Origin of the sequence: Bacteroides sp. AM44-19 (genome assembly GCF_003603395.1) — a bacterium.
GTDB classification, from domain to species: Bacteria; Bacteroidota; Bacteroidia; order Bacteroidales; family Bacteroidaceae; genus Bacteroides; species Bacteroides uniformis.
The window spans coordinates 228,883-247,297 of record NZ_QTNB01000004.1 but is presented as its reverse complement, the minus strand read 5'-3'; the positions used below and the strand labels follow the sequence as shown (position 1 = coordinate 247,297).

The following is an 18,415-nucleotide window of genomic DNA, read 5'->3' as shown; positions in this document are numbered from 1 at the left end:
TTGTAGGCAAATAGCGATGCATGGACAACTCATCATTGATAAAATCTCCGATTTCTGAGGAATTGGAGGACTTCAAGAAGCTTTTTGAAAGTACCCTCTCCAGTTCCAACCTTTTGCTGAACAGCGTAATTGCGCATATCCGGCAGAAGAACGGGAAGATGATGCGCCCCATTCTGGTGCTTCTGGCTGCGAAGCTTTTTGGCAAGGTATGTCCTGCAACCCTGCATGCTGCGGTTGCGTTGGAACTTCTTCATAATGCCAGCCTTGTGCACGATGATGTAGTGGACGAAAGTACTGAACGTCGTGGACAACTCTCCGTTAATGCCATTTTCAATAATAAAGTAGCCGTACTGGCAGGCGATTATCTGCTTGCAACAGCGTTGGTGCAAGTGGGCATGACCCGTAACCATGACATTATCGACATCGTCTCCTGCCTGGGGCAGGATTTGGCAGATGGTGAACTTCTGCAGCTTTCCAACGTCAGCAATCTCCATTTCTCCGAGGAAGTCTATTTCGACGTTATCCGCAAGAAGACGGCCGTGCTCTTTGCAGCTTGTACGAAGGCGGGCGCTCTCTCGGTGGGAGCCAGCGATGAAAAGGCGGAATCTGCGCGTCTGTTCGGTGAATATATCGGGCTTTGTTTTCAGATAAAGGATGATATTTTCGATTACTCCGAGAGCAAGGAAATAGGCAAACCTACCGGAAATGATATGGTGGAGGGGAAGTTGACTCTACCTGCGCTTCATGTGCTCAATACCGTGAAGGATAAAACAGCGGAAGAAATTGCCGTAAAGATAAAGAATGGGGAGGCAACGCCTGGCGAAATAGCCCATTTAATCGAATTTACCAAGCAGAATGGTGGTATAGAGTATGCTTCGCAAGTGATGTATGACTATAAGGAAAAGGCTCTTTCTTTGCTGGCTTCTTTGCCCGACACGGAGGTAAAAGCAGCGCTAGCCGGGTATCTGGACTATGTGGTGGAACGGGAAAAATGACGGAACTGTTTCCGGTTGATAATATGAAAAAGCCTGATGGAACCCACTCCATCAGGCTTTATTTATAGGTAAATGCAGCTTCCTCTTAAAAGAATTTCATTTCCTCGCCCTTGATTTCCGAAAGCAGCAGGTTGGCAAGACGACTGGTTCCCAAGCGGAACAGTTCGTTGTTCAGCCATTCTTCGCCGAGCACTTCCTTGACGATGGTGTAATAAATCAGTGCATCGTTCACGCAGTTGATTCCTCCTGCGGGCTTAAAGCCTACCTTGATACCCGTCAGCTCGTGATATTCCTTGATGGCCTGGCACATAACCAGGGCGGCCTCCGGCGTGGCGGCAGGCTGCTGCTTGCCGGTGGAAGTCTTGATGAAATCGGCACCCGAATACATGGAAAGGATGGATGCTTTTTTGATGTTCGAAGCCGTCTTCAAAGCTCCGGTTTCGAGGATTACCTTCATGTGGTGCTCTTTGCAGGTTGCTTTGAGTTCTTGTATCTCCTCGCACATGCCTTCATAGTCTCCAGCCAGGAACTTGCCCACCGAAATAACGATGTCTATTTCATCGGCGCCTTCCATCAGTGCCATGGCAGTTTCTGCCACTTTCACTTCAATGAAAGTCTGGGAGGAGGGGAAACCTGCTGATACACAAGCTATTTTTACATCCTCCACTTCCAGCGTGTCTTTTACGACTTCTGCAAAATTGGGGTATACACAGATGGCTGCCACATTCTTCAGGTCGGGGAACTCTTCGTCGAATTTATTCACTTTCTGGGTGAATTTCATGACGCTTTCATCGCTGTCTTCACTCTTCAGGGTGGTAAGGTCGATGCAGTTGAACAGGAATTTCTTTACCTCCGGTGTATTGTTTGCCGGTACCTTCTCTGCAATGATTCTGGCAGCTTGTGCAGCTATTTCTGCATCATCCAGTTGGGTGTTGTACTTTGCCAGGGCGGCGTCATACTTACTCTGGGTAGGCTCATTCTTCTCCATGGTCTTTCAATTTAGGGTTATTGATATGTCTTGTCTGGTCACGTCTGGTTTTCTTCTCGAAGTTGCGGCAGAAGGCGTCTGTCAGGTTCACTCCGGTCTGGTTCGCAAGGCAGAGAAGTACCCAAAGAACATCTGCCATCTCATCGTCGAGATTGTCTTTTTCTCCTTTCTTGAAGGATTGGTCGCCATACTTGCGTGCCATGACGCGGGCGAGTTCGCCCACTTCTTCGGTCAGTATCGCCATATTGGTGAGTTCGCTGAAATAGCGCACTCCGTATTCCTTTATCCAGGAATCCACTTGTTTCTGTGCTTCTTCTAACGTCATTATTCCTTGTTTTTTGTATCTATACAGATGGTCACGGGACCATCGTTCATCAGTTCTACTTTCATATCGGCACCAAATTCGCCGGTACCTATTTCTTTACCTAATGCTAAACTCAGTTCCCGGCAGAATTGTTCGTACAGTGGGACGGATATTTCCGGCCGTGCTGCCCGTATGTAGGAGGGACGGTTGCCTTTCTTGGTGGAGGCGTGGAGGGTGAACTGGCTGATAACCAGTATCTCGCCGTCTGCTTCAAGAATGGATTTGTTCATTACGCCGTTTTCGTCATCGAAAATGCGCAGGTTGACTATCTTCTTGCAAAGCCAGTCAATATCTTCTTTTCCATCGGATTCTTCGATGCCTACGAGTATCATGAGGCCCTTTCCAATGGAGGCTTTGCAGGTTCCGTTGATGGTGACGGAAGCGTGTCCGGCACGTTGTATCACTACTCTCATGTTGTTCTTGTCTTTTTGAGGGGACAAAGTTACGAATTAATTCGTTGTGTGCATGGCTCTGCAGGCTGATTTATCAGTCATTATTTCTCTGAGAAATAGGTCTGGATGATTTTGGCTTTCGCTTCTCCCACCACGGCGGCAAGCTCCTCGGCAGATGCTTCGCGGATACGCTTCACGCTTTTGAACTCCTTGAGCAACGTGCTTTTCGTCTTTTCACCGATACCTTTTATCTCGTCCAGTGCGGAGGCAATCTGCCGTTTGCTGCGCTTGTCGCGGTGGAAGGTAATGGCGAAGCGGTGCACTTCATCTTGAATCTGCGTCAGCAGTCGGAAGAGGGGGGTGTTCTGTTTCAATCCGATGGTCTGGGGAGGGTAGCCATACAATAGCTCGGAAGTGCGATGTTTGCCATCTTTGGCAAGTCCGGCAATGGGGATGTTCAGGCCAAGCTCGTCTATCACCTCTTTTACGGCGCTCATTTGCCCTTTTCCACCGTCGGTGATAAGAAGGTCGGGCAGGGGTGCTTTCTCTTCTATAGCGCGCTGATAGCGCCGTTTTACGACCTCTTTCATGGAGGCATAGTCATCCGGTCCCTCTACGGTCTTGATATTGTACTTGCGGTAATCCTTCTTGGAAGGTTTCCCCTTGACGAAGACCACGCACCCGGCCACGGGGTCGGAACCCTGGATGTTGGAGTTGTCGAAACATTCTATCTGCATGGGCAGGCGGTCCAGGTGCAGCTCTTGCTGTATCTCTTTCAGCAGGCGCACGGTCCGTTGCTCCGGATTCAGCTTTTCGGCTTGCTTCAGGCGGTCGGCTTTGTACTGCTTCACGTTGAGGATGGAGAGTTCCAGCAGCTTCTTTTTGTCTCCCCGTTGCGGGATGGTAAAGACGACATCTTTCAGCTCCATATCCAGCTCAAAAGGCACGATGATTTCGCGAGAAAGGCTCTTGTATCTTTCCCGCATTTCGATGATGCCGAGAGAGAGCAGTTCTTCTTTGCTCTCATTCAATCGTTTCTTGTATTCAAAGGTGAAAGCCTGGTTGATGGCACCGTTCGTAATGTGCAGGTAGTTGACGAAAGCGGACTTTTCATCGCTGTCTTCCTCGATGGAGAACACGTCGATATTGTGCAGCACGTTGCTTACCACTTCCGATTTCGCCCGGTAGTTTTCCAGCAGCAGGTATTTCTTCTTTATCTTCTGTGCTTCTTCAAACTTCATTTCGGCTGCCAGTTCCTGCATTTGCTGGAAAAGCATCCGTTCTATCTCCTGGGTATTCCCTTTGAGTATTTCCTTGATTTCAGCGATGTTTTTCAGATACTCTTCTTGACTTTGCTTCCCGATGCAAGGTCCTGCACAGTTCTTGATGTGGTATTCCAGGCAAACATTGAACTTTCCGGCACGTATGTTTTCCGGAGAGAGGTTCAGGTGGCATGTACGCAAAGGGTACAGATGCTTGATGAGGTCGAGTAATGCGTACATGGAAGGTATATGGCTGTAAGGGCCATAATAGGAGGAACCGTTACGGATTATCTTCCGGGTTCTGAATACACGTGGAAAGTATTCGTTCTGCACGCAGATGCTGGGATACGTCTTGTCGTCTTTCAACAGTACGTTGTAGCGAGGCTTGTATTTCTTGATAAGATTGTTTTCCAACAATAGCGCGTCTTCTTCCGTATTCACCACGATATATCGGATATCTGCAATCTTGCTGACCAGCACCCTCGTCTTTCCCGGTTCGTGCTCCCGGTTGAAGTAGGAAGACACTCTTCGCTTCAGATTCTTTGCCTTTCCTACATATATAATAGTCCCTTCGGTATTCAGATATTGGTAAATACCGGGACTTTCGGGAAGGTTGGATACAATCCCTTTGAGGTAGTCGTTAGTTCTGAGTTCTTCCATAATACCGACGTTTCACCACAGATTACACAGATTAGCGCAGATTTCTCTTTGATAAAACTGTGTTTTGTGGTGGATAAATAATCTGTGTTAATCTGTGTAATCTGTGGTGAAATATGAAATGGCTAAAGCGACAGCACAGCCTCCACTTCCACATCATCTCCAAACACATCCTTGCCATGAAGCTCTTTCAGCTCGATGATGAAGTTTACATACACTTTCTTGGGGTTCATCTGTTTCACCAGTTTGCAGGCGGCTTCCATTGTTCCACCGGTTGCCAGCAAGTCGTCGTGTAGCAATACTACATCGTCTTCATTGATGGCATCCTTGTGCATCTGCACGGTGTCTTTGCCATATTCTTTATCATAGCTTTCTTCAATGGTTTCTGCAGGAAGCTTTCCCGGCTTGCGGATAGGTACGAAGCCTGCCCCCAGTCTGGTGGCGAGAATGGGGCCCATAATGAATCCTCTTGATTCTATACCCACTACTTTGGTGATGCCTTTGTCTTTATACATCTCGTATAGTGTGTCCGAGAGTTCCTGCAAGGCGGTAGGCTCCTTGAACAAGGTAGTTACATCGTAGAATAGAATTCCCGGAATGGGGAAGTCGGGTATTTCTCGGATGCTTTTGGTAAGAGTTTCTTTACTCATAATCAGTTTGTTTAATACGTTTATTGAATTCTTTGTTTCACGTGGAACTTTGCGCTCTATCGTCCGCAAAGTACCAGTAGCACGTTGATGTCGCTTGGAGATACTCCCGGAATCCGACCCGCTTGGGCTATTGTTTCCGGATCTATCTTCATCAGCTTCTGTCTAGCTTCGGTAGAAAGGGATTGAATGGAATTATAGTCAAACTTACCTTTTATCTTGATACTTTCCAATCTTGCCAATTTATCCGCAATAATCCGTTCGCGTCCGATGTATCCCTCGTACTTGATGAGTATTTCTGCAGCTTCTACAATTTCTTCCTTTCTATCGGATATTTTATCCAGTTCTCGTTTAAAGGCACTGACGTGTTCGGCAATGTTCTCAATCGTTATCTGCGGACGGTTTATCAAATCTATCAATTTGCATCCCTGGCGCAGTGGAGTTGTGCCGAGCTGCTCCAATACCGGATTGATTAATGCCGGTTTCATCGAGTAATTCCGCGCGAAGTCTATAATCCGGTTCACGGCTTCACGTTTTTCTGTCAGCAGCTTGTACCGCTCTTCCTTGGCGAGTCCCAGCTTCCAGGCTTTTTCCGTGAGTCGCATGTCCGCATCATCCATACGGAGCAGGATGCGATATTCGGCACGGGAAGTAAACATACGGTAAGGCTCGTCCACACCTTTTGTTACCAAGTCATCGATTAAAACGCCGATATATGCTTCATCCCTTGCAAGGGTGAACGGTTCTCCGCCGTGGCAATTGATGTGGGCGTTGATACCTGCCATGATTCCTTGTCCAGCTGCTTCCTCGTAACCGGTTGTTCCGTTTACTTGTCCGGCAAAGAACAGATTCTTTATATTCTTCGTTTCCAGCGTATGTTTCAGTTGGGTGGGGTCAAAGAAGTCGTATTCGATGGCATAGCCCGGGCGGTAGATGACGAGGTCTCTGAACGCCGGTATCTGTTTCAATGCTGCAATCTGGATGTTCATGGGCAATGAAGAAGAGAATCCATTCAAGTAGAGCTCTTGGGTTGTTTCCCCTTCGGGCTCCAGGAAAAGCTGGTGCTGCGGTTTGTCGGGGAAAGTCACAATCTTGGTTTCTATACTGGGGCAATAACGTGGGCCGATACTTTGGATTTGTCCGTTGAAAAGGGGAGAATCCGGCAGACCTTCCTGCAGGATGCGGTGTGCTTCTTCGTTGGTGAAGCAGGTCCAGCAAGGGAGCTGTTTCAAATGGCGTACATGAGTGTCCATGAACGAGAACTTGTGGAAGTCACATTCTCCGTCTTGGATTTCCATATCCTCATAATGCACGCTGCGTCCATCTATGCGTACGGGGGTTCCCGTCTTCATGCGTCCAAAGGTGATGCCATGCTTTGCGATGGATTCGGTTAATTGGTAGGATGCAGGTTCTGCCATACGTCCGCCTGGAAGCATGGTACGTCCCACGTGCATCAGTCCATTGAGGAAAGTTCCTGCGGTGAGTACTACACATTTGGCATGGAACGTTACTCCCCATAATGTGACTACTCCCGTAATCTCACCGTTTTCAACGAGGATTTCCTGCACGGTATCCTGCCAGATATGCAGGTTGGGGATATTTTCCAGTATCTCTCTCCATGCCCAGATGAATTTGTTGCGGTCGCACTGCGCGCGCGGACTCCACATAGCGGGACCTTTGGAACGGTTCAGTATACGGAACTGTATGGCTGTCTGGTCTGTCACCAATCCCATATATCCTCCCAAGGCGTCTATTTCGCGTACTATCTGTCCTTTGGCGATGCCTCCCACTGCCGGGTTACAACTCATCTGTCCGATTTTGTTCATATCCATTGTGATAAGACAAGTCTTCGAACCCAGGTTTGCAGCAGCGGCAGCGGCTTCGCATCCTGCGTGTCCGGCGCCGATTACAATAACGTCATACTTAAACTCCATTCGTTCAGTGTATTTTAAAACTGTGCAAAGTTACGAAAAAAGTTGTATGCCGGGACGTGTCATATCTTAAAATCCGGATATATCTTCTTTGGCATTGCTTATATTTCCGTATCCAGCATCATACTTATTGCTTGGAATGCTTAGGTTGTAGACATATTGCTTGTGTTTGGCTTAAAATACAATCAAAATGAAGCTTTTTGAATACTATTGCTTTTCTTTTTGAAAAAGATACATACCTTTGCAGCGTTTGGATATTAAAAAGTGTTTTGATTGACTAATTTTAAGGAAGAGAAGCATGAGAAAGAAATTCTTCTTGTTAATCATTGTCTGCCTGGTTATGGGGGCGGGAGTGATGGCTCAGACGTCTACGGTCTCGGGAACAGTATTTGCCGAGGACAACAATGAGCCGATTATTGGGGCATCGGTATTGGTGAAGGGCACAACGCTGGGGGCCGTGACCGATATCGAAGGTAAATTTACAATCTTGAATGTGCCGGGCACGGCAAAGACAGTGATTGTCTCTTTTGTAGGTATGCAGAAAGTAGAAGCTGCCATAAAGCCTGCTATGAAGGTGGTGCTGAAATCGGATTCGGAACTACTGGATGAAGTGATGGTGGTGGCTTACGGCACGGCCAAAAAGAGCAGCTATGCAGGTTCGGCTTCTTTAGTGAAAGCGGATGCGCTGAAAGACATTCCGACGACCAGCTTTGAAAACGCGTTGAACGGTAAAGTGGCGGGCTTGCAACTGACGAATAATTCCGGCCAGGCGGGTTCCGCACCGGCCATCCGCATCCGTGGCATAGGTTCTATGAATGCCGGGAATGAACCGTTGTATGTAGTGGACGGTGTTCCGGTCTCTTCGGGCAATACGGGGCAGATGAGCGGTGAGCTCTATTCTACCAACAACATCATGAATACGTTGAACCCGGAAGACATCGAATCTATTTCTGTATTGAAAGATGCGGCGGCCAGCTCGCTTTATGGGTCGCGTGCGGCAAACGGCGTCATTCTGATTACTACCAAAAAAGGACAGATTGGCAAGCCGGTGGTGACGCTGAAAGCCGAAGTGGGCTTCACGCCCTGCTGGGCAACGGACAACTATGAAACGGCCAGCGTACAGGAGAATGTGAATATGCTCTACACCGTATTTCACGATGCCCGTACAAGCGGTAAGGGCGAAACGGACGAAAAGGCGGCAGCCTATGCCATAGGCCAGTTGAACAGCCGTTTCAACAAACATGGCTACCAATTTACCACAAATGGTACGGGAGCTTACGAGAACGTCAATATCCTTGAGTACGACAACTCCGGGCGTGGAGGCAAATACTACGATTGGGACAAGGCATATTTCCGTACCGCCATTTACCAGACCTACGATATGTCCGTCAGTGGTGCTACGCAGAATACCAACTATTACACTTCCCTTTCCTATACCCAGGACGAGGGACGTTTGAAGATGAACAGCTTCGACCGTGTTTCCGGTCGCCTGAACCTCACCCAGAAGGTGGGGAAATTCCTTGAACTGACCACCAATGCCAGCCTGGCGCGTACCAAGAAAAGCGGTTATAATGATACACGCAACACGGGCAGTAATTACTTCATGCAGACCCGTAACTTGCTGTGGGGACTCTACTGGCCCACTGATTACAAGACCGGCGAGCTCTGGACCGAACGTTACGGTAGCTACGCCTACAATGGGCTTTATTATGACAAAGAGTGGGAGAACGGTTCTACCAGTACCAAAATCATGGCTGCGGAGACGCTCACCCTGCATCTGATGCCGGGCCTGGACCTTCGTTCTATCTACTCTTACGACAATACTACTGTAAAAGACCATATCTATTACAGTGCCAATCACTATAAAGGCTCGGCAGACAATGGGAATGTCAACGAATACCGTACTACATACGAGAAGATGGTTACCTCCACTACCGCCAATTATACCGGCACCTTCGACAAACACACAGTTGGCACCATGGTGGGTTTCGAAGCGGAGAAGAACAAGACAGACTATGTGCGTGCCACAGGAAGCAATCTTGCGGTCAGCACCATTCATACAGTTTCTACTGCCGGAACGCAGACTTCTGCCGGATATTCCTGGGGAAACTCGATGGTGTCCGTGCTCTCCAAGTTGGATTATAATTACGATGAACGCTACTTCATTTCCGGTTCTTACCGCCGCGACGGTTCTTCCCGGCTCAGCAAGCAGGAACGTTGGGGAAACTTCTGGTCAGTGGCAGGAGCGTGGAACATCATGCGCGAGGGTTTTATGAGCAAATATTCTTTCCTGAGCAACCTGCGTATACGTGCCTCTTATGGTATTAACGGTACGCTGCCTTCGGACAATTACGGCTATATGAGCTTGATGAGCTATACCAGTAAGTACATGGGTAACCCGGGCGGTACAATCACTACCGTCACCAATGACAAGCTGTCTTGGGAGACGAGCTACAACACGAATGTGGGTATCGACTTCGGCTTCTTCGGCCAACGTCTGCGCGGTACGGTGGAATACTTCAACCGTGATTCGAAGAACCTGCTCCAGGATGTTCCCATTTCGATGGTTACGGGATTTTCCTCTACGTTGCGGAACGTAGGATGCATCAACAACCATGGGGTAGAGGTGGAGTTGAGTGGTGACATCATTGATAGTAAAGGATGGTTATGGAGTGCCGGTGTCAACGCAACCTTCCTCCGTTCTGAGGTGAAAGAGTTGTATGGCGGTGCGGACATTATCTGGTACGACCCCACCAGTAGCGACAGCCGTGCGCAATATGTATACCGGGAAGGTCAGTCCACGCTGGCTTTCTATGGATACGAATGGGCAGGTGTGGACAAGACCAACGGCAAGAACGTCTACTATGTAAATGACCCCAAGAATGGCAAGGCCGGAGATTTTGAGTATAACGGACGCGGAGCTACTTATGACTATAACAATGCCAACTACACCATCATCGGCAATGCCGTTCCCAAAGTGTATGGGGGCATCAATACCTCGGTCTCCTACAAAGGCATAGCCCTTTCGTTGGGCTTTACCTATAAGATAGGAGGAGACTTGTACGATGGAGCCTACATGGATGTGGCCGACGACGGTTATTATTGGGAGCGTATCCGTGCTAAAAGCTACTACAACAACCTTTGGACGCCAGACCATACGAACGGTACAGAGCCCCGTATCGAAGGTGTAGACCTCGATGACCCGCAACAATACAGCAGCCGCCACTTGTTCAATGCCAGTTATCTGCGCTTGAAGAATCTCTCATTGGCCTATACGCTGCCCAAAGCCATGACCCGCAAGGCTTTCATCGAGAATGCCCGCCTTTTCTTCACTGCCAGCAACCTTTGGACAATAGCCAAATACAAGGAGGCAGACCCCGAAGTGAGCGAATACGGCACACGTGGTTGGGAAACCCCTATCGGAAAAACATTTGTCGTTGGCGTTGAATTGAAATTTTAATGAACTGGAGGAACTAACAATGAAAAAGATATATCATTTATTGGCACTTGTGATACTTGGTGCCTTTACATTCACTTCGTGTGACGATTTTCTGGATATGCAGCCCACCAACTCCGGAAATGCAGAAGGTGCTGTCGGTACGGTAGCCGATGCGCAGGTGGTTATCAACGGTGTGATGAGTGCGATGACCTCATCGTCCTATTACGGCAGAAACCTTTTTATGTACGGTGATGCTAAGGGCGGTGACCTCACGATTTTTGCTGCCGGACGCGGACTGGATGCATTCTATACGTTCAACCACACTTCCAACAGCAATACTTATTCCGGTTTCTGGAGCCGTGGATATTACTGCATTCTGCAGGTCAACACCTTGTTGAGCAACATTGAGAAGCTGGAAGAATCGGGCAGTATGGAAGACTTTTCCGAAGCCAAAGGGCAGGCGTTGACTCTGAGGGCGCTGTTCTATTTCGATTTGGTCCGTCTCTACGGGCTTCCTTACAATTACAACAAGACCTCTTATGGAGTTCCCAATGTAACCGAGCCGCTTACGGTGAACGCCCAGCCCACCCGTGCTACTGTGGAGGAGAACTATCGCCAGATTCTGCAGGACTTGTCGGACGGGGCGGCCCTTCTTGCCAAGAAGAAGACAAAGCAGAGCGGATATGCGGACTATTACACCAACATAGCCCTGCAAGCGCGTGTGAAACTCTATATGGAAGATTATGACGGTGCTTTGAACGCTGCCCGGGAGATTATAGAAAGCGGTGTGTACAAACTGTATGAGCCTGCCGATTGGACGGCTTCCTGGAGCAAGCAGTTTGGTTCCGAGTCCATCTTTGAGCTGGGCATCACCACTGAGGAATCAGACCTGGGAACTTCTTCTTTGGGCTTTTACCTGATGCGCTACGGACAGTTGAAGAATGCCATGGGCTGGTATCTTGCCAGCGATTATTTCCTGAACCGTCTGGGTGAAGACGAGACGGATGTGCGTTGGGGAATCATGGACAACGATGAATACTGGGTGGACAATGAGATTGAACGCAAGGGAGCCTGCTACAAGTATATGGGCAGTACCACCCTGGCAGGTGACGGCAAGGCAACCAATACAGCCGTCAATATCAAGATAATCCGTCTTTCCGAGATATATCTGATTGCCGCCGAAGCAGCCTTGCACTCCACGAAGCAGGAAGCAGGCGCAGATGCCGCCGCCGGTTACCTGAATGAAATCCGCAGGCGTTCTCCCGGACTGGCACCGGCCACTGCCGCTACCATTACCGATGATATGATTCTGGACGAGCGCAGCAAGGAGCTTTTTGGTGAAGGACAACGCTTCTTCGACATGATGCGTATGGGCAGAACCATCGAATTCAACGACGATTTTCAAGATATTCCGGTGAGTCACCGTGGAAAAACAATCGACCGTACTTTCGAGAAGATTGTGCTTCCTATTTCGCAGGATGAGATAAATGCCAATCCGGCATTGGAGAACCAGCAGAATCCGGGATATTAGTCGTTCCCTGCTGTCTATTGTTTGCTACTCCTTGTATATCAGGGAGGTATTTTGCCAACAAGTTGTCACTGCCTTGGCAAACTTTTGCCACGCCTATGGCAAAGTTTTGCCAACGCGGTGGCAAAGTCTTGCCAATGGGAAGGCAAAACCTTGTCATAGGCGTGGCAAGAAAAGCGGAAAAAGGTGCCTTTGATGAATTTCTTTGATAAAATGAGATGGTAATACCTTGATATTCCACAAAAATACTATTTATTGGTTCGAAATTTCTATTCTTTTTTTCTGAATCGGCTTATCTTTGCTTTCGTAGAAACCAATAAAAAGTTATAATACTATGAGAAGATTTTTCCTCATATCGTCATTCTTGACGTTGTTTGCAATCGGAAGCTCGGCGCAATGGAAGCCGGCAGGTGATAAAATCAAAACGGACTGGGCATCCCAGATCAATCCCGCGAATGTGTTGCCCGAATATCCTCGTCCCATCATGGAACGGAGTGACTGGAAGAACTTGAACGGACTGTGGAATTATGCCGTTATAAATAAAGGTGAGCATCTTCCGGCAGAGTTCGAAGGGCAGATACTTGTTCCCTTTGCCATCGAATCCTCCTTGTCTGGAGTTGGAAAAAGAATCAATGAAAACCAGGAACTGGTCTACCAGCGCAGTTTTGATATTCCTTCCGCCTGGAAGGGAAAACAAGTGCTGTTGCACTTTGGTGCTGTCGACTGGAAAACGGATGTATGGGTGAATGATGTGAAAGTAGGCAGCCATACGGGTGGATTTACTCCGTTCTCCTTCGATATTACTGCCGCCCTTTCTGGCAAAGGCAATAATCAGTTGGTCGTAAAGGTTTGGGACCCGACGGATAAAGGACCTCAACCCCGTGGAAAGCAGGTCAGCAATCCGGAAGGTATCTGGTATACTCCCGTAAGCGGTATCTGGCAGACGGTATGGATGGAGCCGGTTGCCGGAAAACATATCGAGAATCTCCGTATCACTCCCGATATTGACCGTAATCTGTTGACAGTGAGGGCTGAATTGAATAGTGCATGCCCTTCCGACTTTGTGGAAGTGAATGTGTATGACGGCAATCAACTGGTAGCCACCGGCAAAAGTATCAATGCAGAGCCGGTGGAGGTGTCCATGCCCCGGAATGCCAAGTTGTGGAGTCCGGATTCCCCCTTCCTCTATACGCTGAAAGTGACGCTGAAAAGCGGAGGCAAGGTAGTGGATAAGGTGGACAGCTATGCTGCCATGCGTAAGTACTCCACCCGTCGTGACGCGGATGGCATCGTACGCCTGGAACTAAATAACGAGGCTTTGTTCCAGTTTGGACCGCTGGACCAGGGTTGGTGGCCCGACGGACTGTATACAGCTCCCACAGACGAGGCTTTGCTGTATGATGTACAGAAGACGAAAGATTTCGGTTTCAATATGATTCGCAAGCATATCAAGGTGGAACCGGCACGTTGGTACACACATTGTGACCGTTTGGGTATCATCGTATGGCAGGATATGCCGAGCGGTGACCGTAATCCGGAATGGCAGAACCGCCGCTATTTCGACGGAACAGAACTGAAACGCTCCACCGAATCCGAAGCCTATTATCACAAGGAATGGAAGGAAATAATGGATTGTCTCTACTCTTATCCGTGTATCGGTACATGGGTACCGTTCAACGAAGCCTGGGGGCAGTTCAAGACGGTAGAGATAGCCGAATGGACGAAACAGTATGACCCGACCCGTCTGGTGAATCCGGCAAGTGGCGGTAACCATTATACTTGCGGTGACATGCTCGACCTCCACAACTATCCCCAACCGGAAATGTATTTGTATGATGCACAGCGCGCCACGGTTTTGGGTGAGTATGGCGGCATTGGTCTTGTCTTGAAAGACCATCTTTGGGAACCGAATCGCAACTGGGGATATGTTCAGTTCAACTCTTCCAAAGAAGTGACTGATGAGTACGTGAAATATGCCGATATGCTGTATCAGATGATAAAAAGAGGTTTCTCGGCAGCCGTCTATACACAGACCACGGATGTGGAAGTGGAAGTGAACGGTCTGATGACTTACGACCGCAAGGTGATAAAGCTGGATGAGAAACGCGTGAAGGAGATAAATACGCGTATCTGCAATTCACTTAAGAAATAGGGGCATTTACAATTTACCATTTACAAAGTACAATTTGGCTGCGCTGTCATCTGCATAGTTAAATTGTACTTTGTAAATGGTAAATTGTACATTAAAAATGTTGTTATGAAACGATTGATTATAAAGCTTTTCCTTAGTCTGTGCCTATGGGCGGTATTGCCGGTCTGTGCGCAGGATGCTGTTCATTACTATTTCAGAACGATGGATATCCGGAACGGTCTTTCGCAGAACACCGTGTATCAGATTTTGCAGGATAGGAAAGGCTTTATGTGGTTCGGAACCAAGGACGGTCTGAACCGTTATGACGGATTGTCTTTCCGTATTTACAAGAAAGAGAACTCCGGTTTAGGCAAGAATTTCATAACTGCGCTCTACGAGGACCGCCGGGGAAATATCTGGATTGGTACCGATGGGGGAGTCTTTATTTACGACCCGGTACTGGATTCCTTTACCGCTTTCGATGAGGCCAGTGATAATGGCAGTGTTATCAGGGATTTTGTCACCATGATTGGAAGTGACGAGGACGATAATATCTGGATATCGGTAGAAAACCAGGGGTTGTTCTGCTATAAACCGGATGAAGGGAGGTTGCTGAACCATCTGCACGATTCGGGACTGCCCAATGTAACCCGCTTTTGGCTGAATGGGAATACGTGTTGGCTGGCCTTGTATGCGGATAATCTTTACTATACGAAAGCTGACTTTGAAACTCCTCTGCAGCCTTTCAAGGATGCGGAAGGAAATGAGATTTTCAAGAATGATATTATCAACTGGCAGGTCAGCGGACCCCATAATTGTGTGTATATCGCTTCGCTGAACGGGTTGACCGAGATAAACCAGACTACCGGCAAGACGCGGAAGCTGCTGAACACCTATGTGAGGGCTTTGCAGTTCAAATCTGACAACGAGCTGTGGGTGGGCGCAGAGTCCGGTTTGTATATTTACAATCTGACGAATGACAAGATTACCCATTTGACCGTTCCCGACCAGGATGATTCGTATGCATTGTCGGACAATGCCATTTATTCGCTCTGCTGCGACAAGGAGAACGGCATGTGGATAGGGTCTTATTTCGGTGGGGTGAACTATTGCCCTTATCAGTGGACTTATTTCGAGAAGTTCTATCCGAGAGACAATCTCAGGCATTTCGGCCGTCGTGTACGGGAAATCTGTGAAAGCAATGACGGCACCTTGTGGATAGGCACCGAAGACAAAGGCTTGTTCAATTACAATCCGGAAAACGGAAAGATAGAGCCTTTTGAGCATCCGGCCATTTATCAGAATGTCCACGGTCTTTGCCTGGACGGGGATGATTTGTGGGTAGGTACGTTCTCCGGTGGTCTGAATCGGGTGAATCTTCGGACCAGACAGGTGAAACATTATGCCAAGGGTGAGAGTGAGAATTCCATGGTCGCCAATGACGCCTTTACCATTTGCAGGACCACTACGGGAGACGTGTGGATAGGCACCACGTCCGGTCTGTTGAAGTACAATCGCTCTACAGATGACTTTACCCGGATTCCTCAGCTGAAGAATATGTTTACTTATAACATTCTGGAGGACTTCAACGGAAATCTGTGGTTTGCTACTTTTTCCAATGGAGTGTTCTGCTACAATGTAAGAAGCCAGCAGTGGAGGAATTATCTGTCTAATGAGAATGATTCGACCTCTCTTCCCTACAATAAGGTAATCAGTATCTACGAAGACAGCAGGAAGCGTCTGTGGTTCATGACGCTGGGTGAGGGCTTCTGCCGCTACAATCCGGAAACGGACAATTTTACCCGTTATGACATGTCGAAAGGATTTCCGAGCAACACTATCTACAAGATGGTCGAGGATAAGCGGGGTAACTTATGGATTACTTCCAATTATGGTCTGGTCTGCTTCAATCCCGATACGGAGAGCAAACATGTCTATACCACGGCAAACGGGCTGCTGAGCAACCAATTTAATTTCCAGTCCGGTTACATTGACAAGAAGGGACGCATCTATTTGGGAAGTATCAACGGATTCATAGCCTTTGACCCGGAAACTTTTGTGGAGAACACTTTTCTCCCTCCCGTAGTGATTACAGATTTTTATCTGTTCAACAAACGGCTTTCGGTGGATAGTCCGGATTCTCCTTTGGAGAAGAGCATCACCTATGCGGATGAGATAGAGCTGGATGCCGACCAGAATTCTTTCTCTTTTCAGGTTGCAGCCTTGAGTTACCAGGCACCCGAAATGAATGGTCTTGAATGTAAGCTGGAAGGCTTTGACCGCGACTGGTATACGGTAGGACGGAATTCCATCATCAACTATTCAAACCTTCCTTATGGAAGCTACACATTGCGTATAAAAGGTTCCAATAGCGATGGCAAGTGGAACGCGACGGAACGTGTGCTCGACATCCATATCCGTCCTCCTTTCTATCTCTCCACTTGGGCGTATGCTGTTTATACGGTATTGGCGTTATGCTCACTGGCTGCCATAATCATCTATTTCAGAAAACGGACTCGGCAGAAGCATCAGCAGGCTATGGACAAGTTTGAGCGGGAAAAGGAACGGGAGTTGTATACTGCGAAGATAGACTTCTTCACGAATGTGGCGCATGAGATACGTACACCGCTTACACTGATAAAGAGTCCGCTCGAGAATGTATTGGCTTCCCGTTCTGTTTCGGATGACATCAGGGATGATTTGGAGACCATGGAACTGAATACCAACCGGCTGCTCGACTTGGTGAACCAGTTGCTGGACTTCCGGAAGACGGAGACGCAAGGCTTCCAATTGAATTTTGTGGAATGTGACGTGTCTGAGCTCTTACAAAAGACGTATAAGCGTTTCAAGCCTTTGGCACGTGAAAGGGGGCTGGTATTGAGTATAGAGACTCCCGAAAGCTTGTATGCTTCGGTTGATAGGGAAGGGCTTACCAAGATTATCAGCAATCTGCTGACCAATGCGATAAAGTATTCGGAGACCTATATACGCATCAGGCTATATTCGGAAGGTGAAAGACTGCTGCTTTCTGTATGCAATGACGGCCTTGTCATTCCGGTAGAGATGCGCGAGGAGATTTTCAAGCCGTTCATCCAGTATAAAACCGGTACCTTGCGCTCTGTGCCCGGCACCGGTATCGGGCTTGCACTTGCCCGTTCATTGGCCGAACTCCATGAGGGTACGTTGTGCATGGAAGATTCGATGGAGAACAACTGTTTCCTGCTGTCACTTCCGCTGAAGCACGAGCAGACGGTGGCTATGGAGCATAAAGAACCGGTAACGGGCGGGGAATCCTCTGAGGAAAGTGGTGCAGGTACTGCCTTGGAACAGCACCGGTATACTCTTTTGGTGGTGGAAGACAGTCTGGAAATGCAGGCATTTGTTGTGAAACAGCTCTCTTCGGAATATCGTGTGCTGACTGCCGTGAATGGGGTGGAAGCTTTGAAGGTGTTGAAGGAACATACTGTAAATCTTGTCATTTCAGACATTATGATGCCCGAGATGGATGGATTGGAGCTGTGCGAGCATCTGAAGTCCGAGCTTGACTATAGCCATATACCGATTATCCTGCTTACGGCGAAGACGACCCTTCAAGCCAAAATAGAGGGAATGAAGCTGGGGGCTGACGTATATATAGAGAAACCTTTCTCCGTGGAATATCTGAAAGTTTGTGTGGCCAATCTGCTGAACAACCGTGAGAAGCTACGGGCTTCTTTTGTCAATTCTCCTTTTGTGCAGACGGGCAGTATGGCAATGACAAAGGCAGATGAATCTTTCCTTAAAACATTGAAGGAAGTGGTGGTTGCCAATATGCAGAATCCGGATTTCTGCCTGGATGATATGGCAAGCCTGCTGAACATGAGCCGGTCGAGCCTGAACCGGAAGATAAAGGGCATATTGGATATGACTCCCAATGACTACATCCGCCTGGAGCGGTTGAAGAAAGCGGCGCAGCTTTTAAAGGAAGGGGAGTGCAAAATCAATGAGGTTTGCTACATGACCGGCTTCAATACTCCTTCCTATTTCACCAAGTGCTTCCAAAAACAATTCGGTATTCTGCCCAAAGACTTCGTGAAATGAT

11 protein-coding genes are annotated in these 18,415 nt (G+C 48.2%); 5 read left to right on the top strand and 6 right to left on the bottom strand.

Annotated elements, in window-relative coordinates:
• The first annotated feature begins 20 nt into the window (after window positions 1–20).
• On the top strand, window positions 21–995 hold the full coding sequence (locus DW947_RS09035) for a polyprenyl synthetase family protein (protein ID WP_005826176.1): 975 nt from the start codon (window positions 21–23) through the stop codon (window positions 993–995).
• Window positions 996–1,080: 85 nt separating this feature from the next.
• Here DW947_RS09035 and deoC read toward each other — a convergent pair whose 3' ends face one another.
• From deoC to mnmG, 6 genes are all read right to left on the bottom strand, one after another.
• Window positions 1,081–1,983 (bottom strand): deoxyribose-phosphate aldolase, encoded by a 903-nt coding sequence (gene deoC, locus DW947_RS09030; protein ID WP_009037467.1) that lies wholly within the window; start codon window positions 1,981–1,983, stop codon window positions 1,081–1,083.
• Window positions 1,970–2,308, bottom strand: coding sequence for a nucleotide pyrophosphohydrolase (locus tag DW947_RS09025; protein WP_005826173.1), 339 nt, complete (start codon window positions 2,306–2,308; stop codon window positions 1,970–1,972). Before DW947_RS09025 ends, deoC begins: the two co-directional genes overlap by 14 nt.
• The gene (gene dtd / locus DW947_RS09020) at window positions 2,308–2,760 is read right to left on the bottom strand and encodes a D-aminoacyl-tRNA deacylase (RefSeq protein WP_005826171.1); all 453 of its coding nucleotides are present in this window, start codon (window positions 2,758–2,760) and stop codon (window positions 2,308–2,310) included. The genes DW947_RS09025 and dtd overlap by 1 nt, the downstream gene beginning before the upstream one ends.
• Window positions 2,761–2,840: 80 nt before the next feature.
• The gene (gene uvrC, locus DW947_RS09015) at window positions 2,841–4,661 is read right to left on the bottom strand and encodes an excinuclease ABC subunit UvrC (protein WP_005833920.1); all 1,821 of its coding nucleotides are present in this window, start codon (window positions 4,659–4,661) and stop codon (window positions 2,841–2,843) included.
• Window positions 4,662–4,783: 122 nt separating this feature from the next.
• A complete protein-coding gene (locus DW947_RS09010) occupies window positions 4,784–5,308 on the bottom strand; it encodes an adenine phosphoribosyltransferase (protein WP_005826167.1) in 525 nt (174 codons plus the stop codon).
• 56 nt (window positions 5,309–5,364) lie between these two features.
• Window positions 5,365–7,239, bottom strand: a complete 1,875-nt coding sequence (mnmG, locus tag DW947_RS09005; RefSeq protein ID WP_117963413.1) for a tRNA uridine-5-carboxymethylaminomethyl(34) synthesis enzyme MnmG — start codon at window positions 7,237–7,239, stop codon at window positions 5,365–5,367.
• Between the two features lie 295 nt (window positions 7,240–7,534).
• Here mnmG and DW947_RS09000 point away from each other — a divergent pair, with 295 nt between their 5' ends.
• The 4 genes from DW947_RS09000 to DW947_RS08985 all read left to right on the top strand — a co-directional run bounded on the left by DW947_RS09000 (window position 7,535) and on the right by DW947_RS08985 (window position 18,414).
• A complete protein-coding gene (locus DW947_RS09000) occupies window positions 7,535–10,696 on the top strand; it encodes a SusC/RagA family TonB-linked outer membrane protein (RefSeq protein ID WP_005826161.1) in 3,162 nt (1,053 codons plus the stop codon).
• A gap of 19 nt (window positions 10,697–10,715) precedes the next feature.
• The gene (locus DW947_RS08995) at window positions 10,716–12,206 is read left to right on the top strand and encodes a RagB/SusD family nutrient uptake outer membrane protein (protein ID WP_005833916.1); all 1,491 of its coding nucleotides are present in this window, start codon (window positions 10,716–10,718) and stop codon (window positions 12,204–12,206) included.
• A 331-nt stretch (window positions 12,207–12,537) separates the two neighbouring features.
• The gene (locus DW947_RS08990; protein WP_117963411.1) at window positions 12,538–14,355 is read left to right on the top strand and encodes a glycoside hydrolase family 2 protein; all 1,818 of its coding nucleotides are present in this window, start codon (window positions 12,538–12,540) and stop codon (window positions 14,353–14,355) included.
• Between the two features lie 105 nt (window positions 14,356–14,460).
• Complete coding sequence (locus DW947_RS08985; protein ID WP_117963409.1) at window positions 14,461–18,414, top strand: hybrid sensor histidine kinase/response regulator transcription factor; 3,954 nt, start codon at window positions 14,461–14,463, stop codon at window positions 18,412–18,414.
• Window position 18,415: the final 1 nt, after the last annotated feature.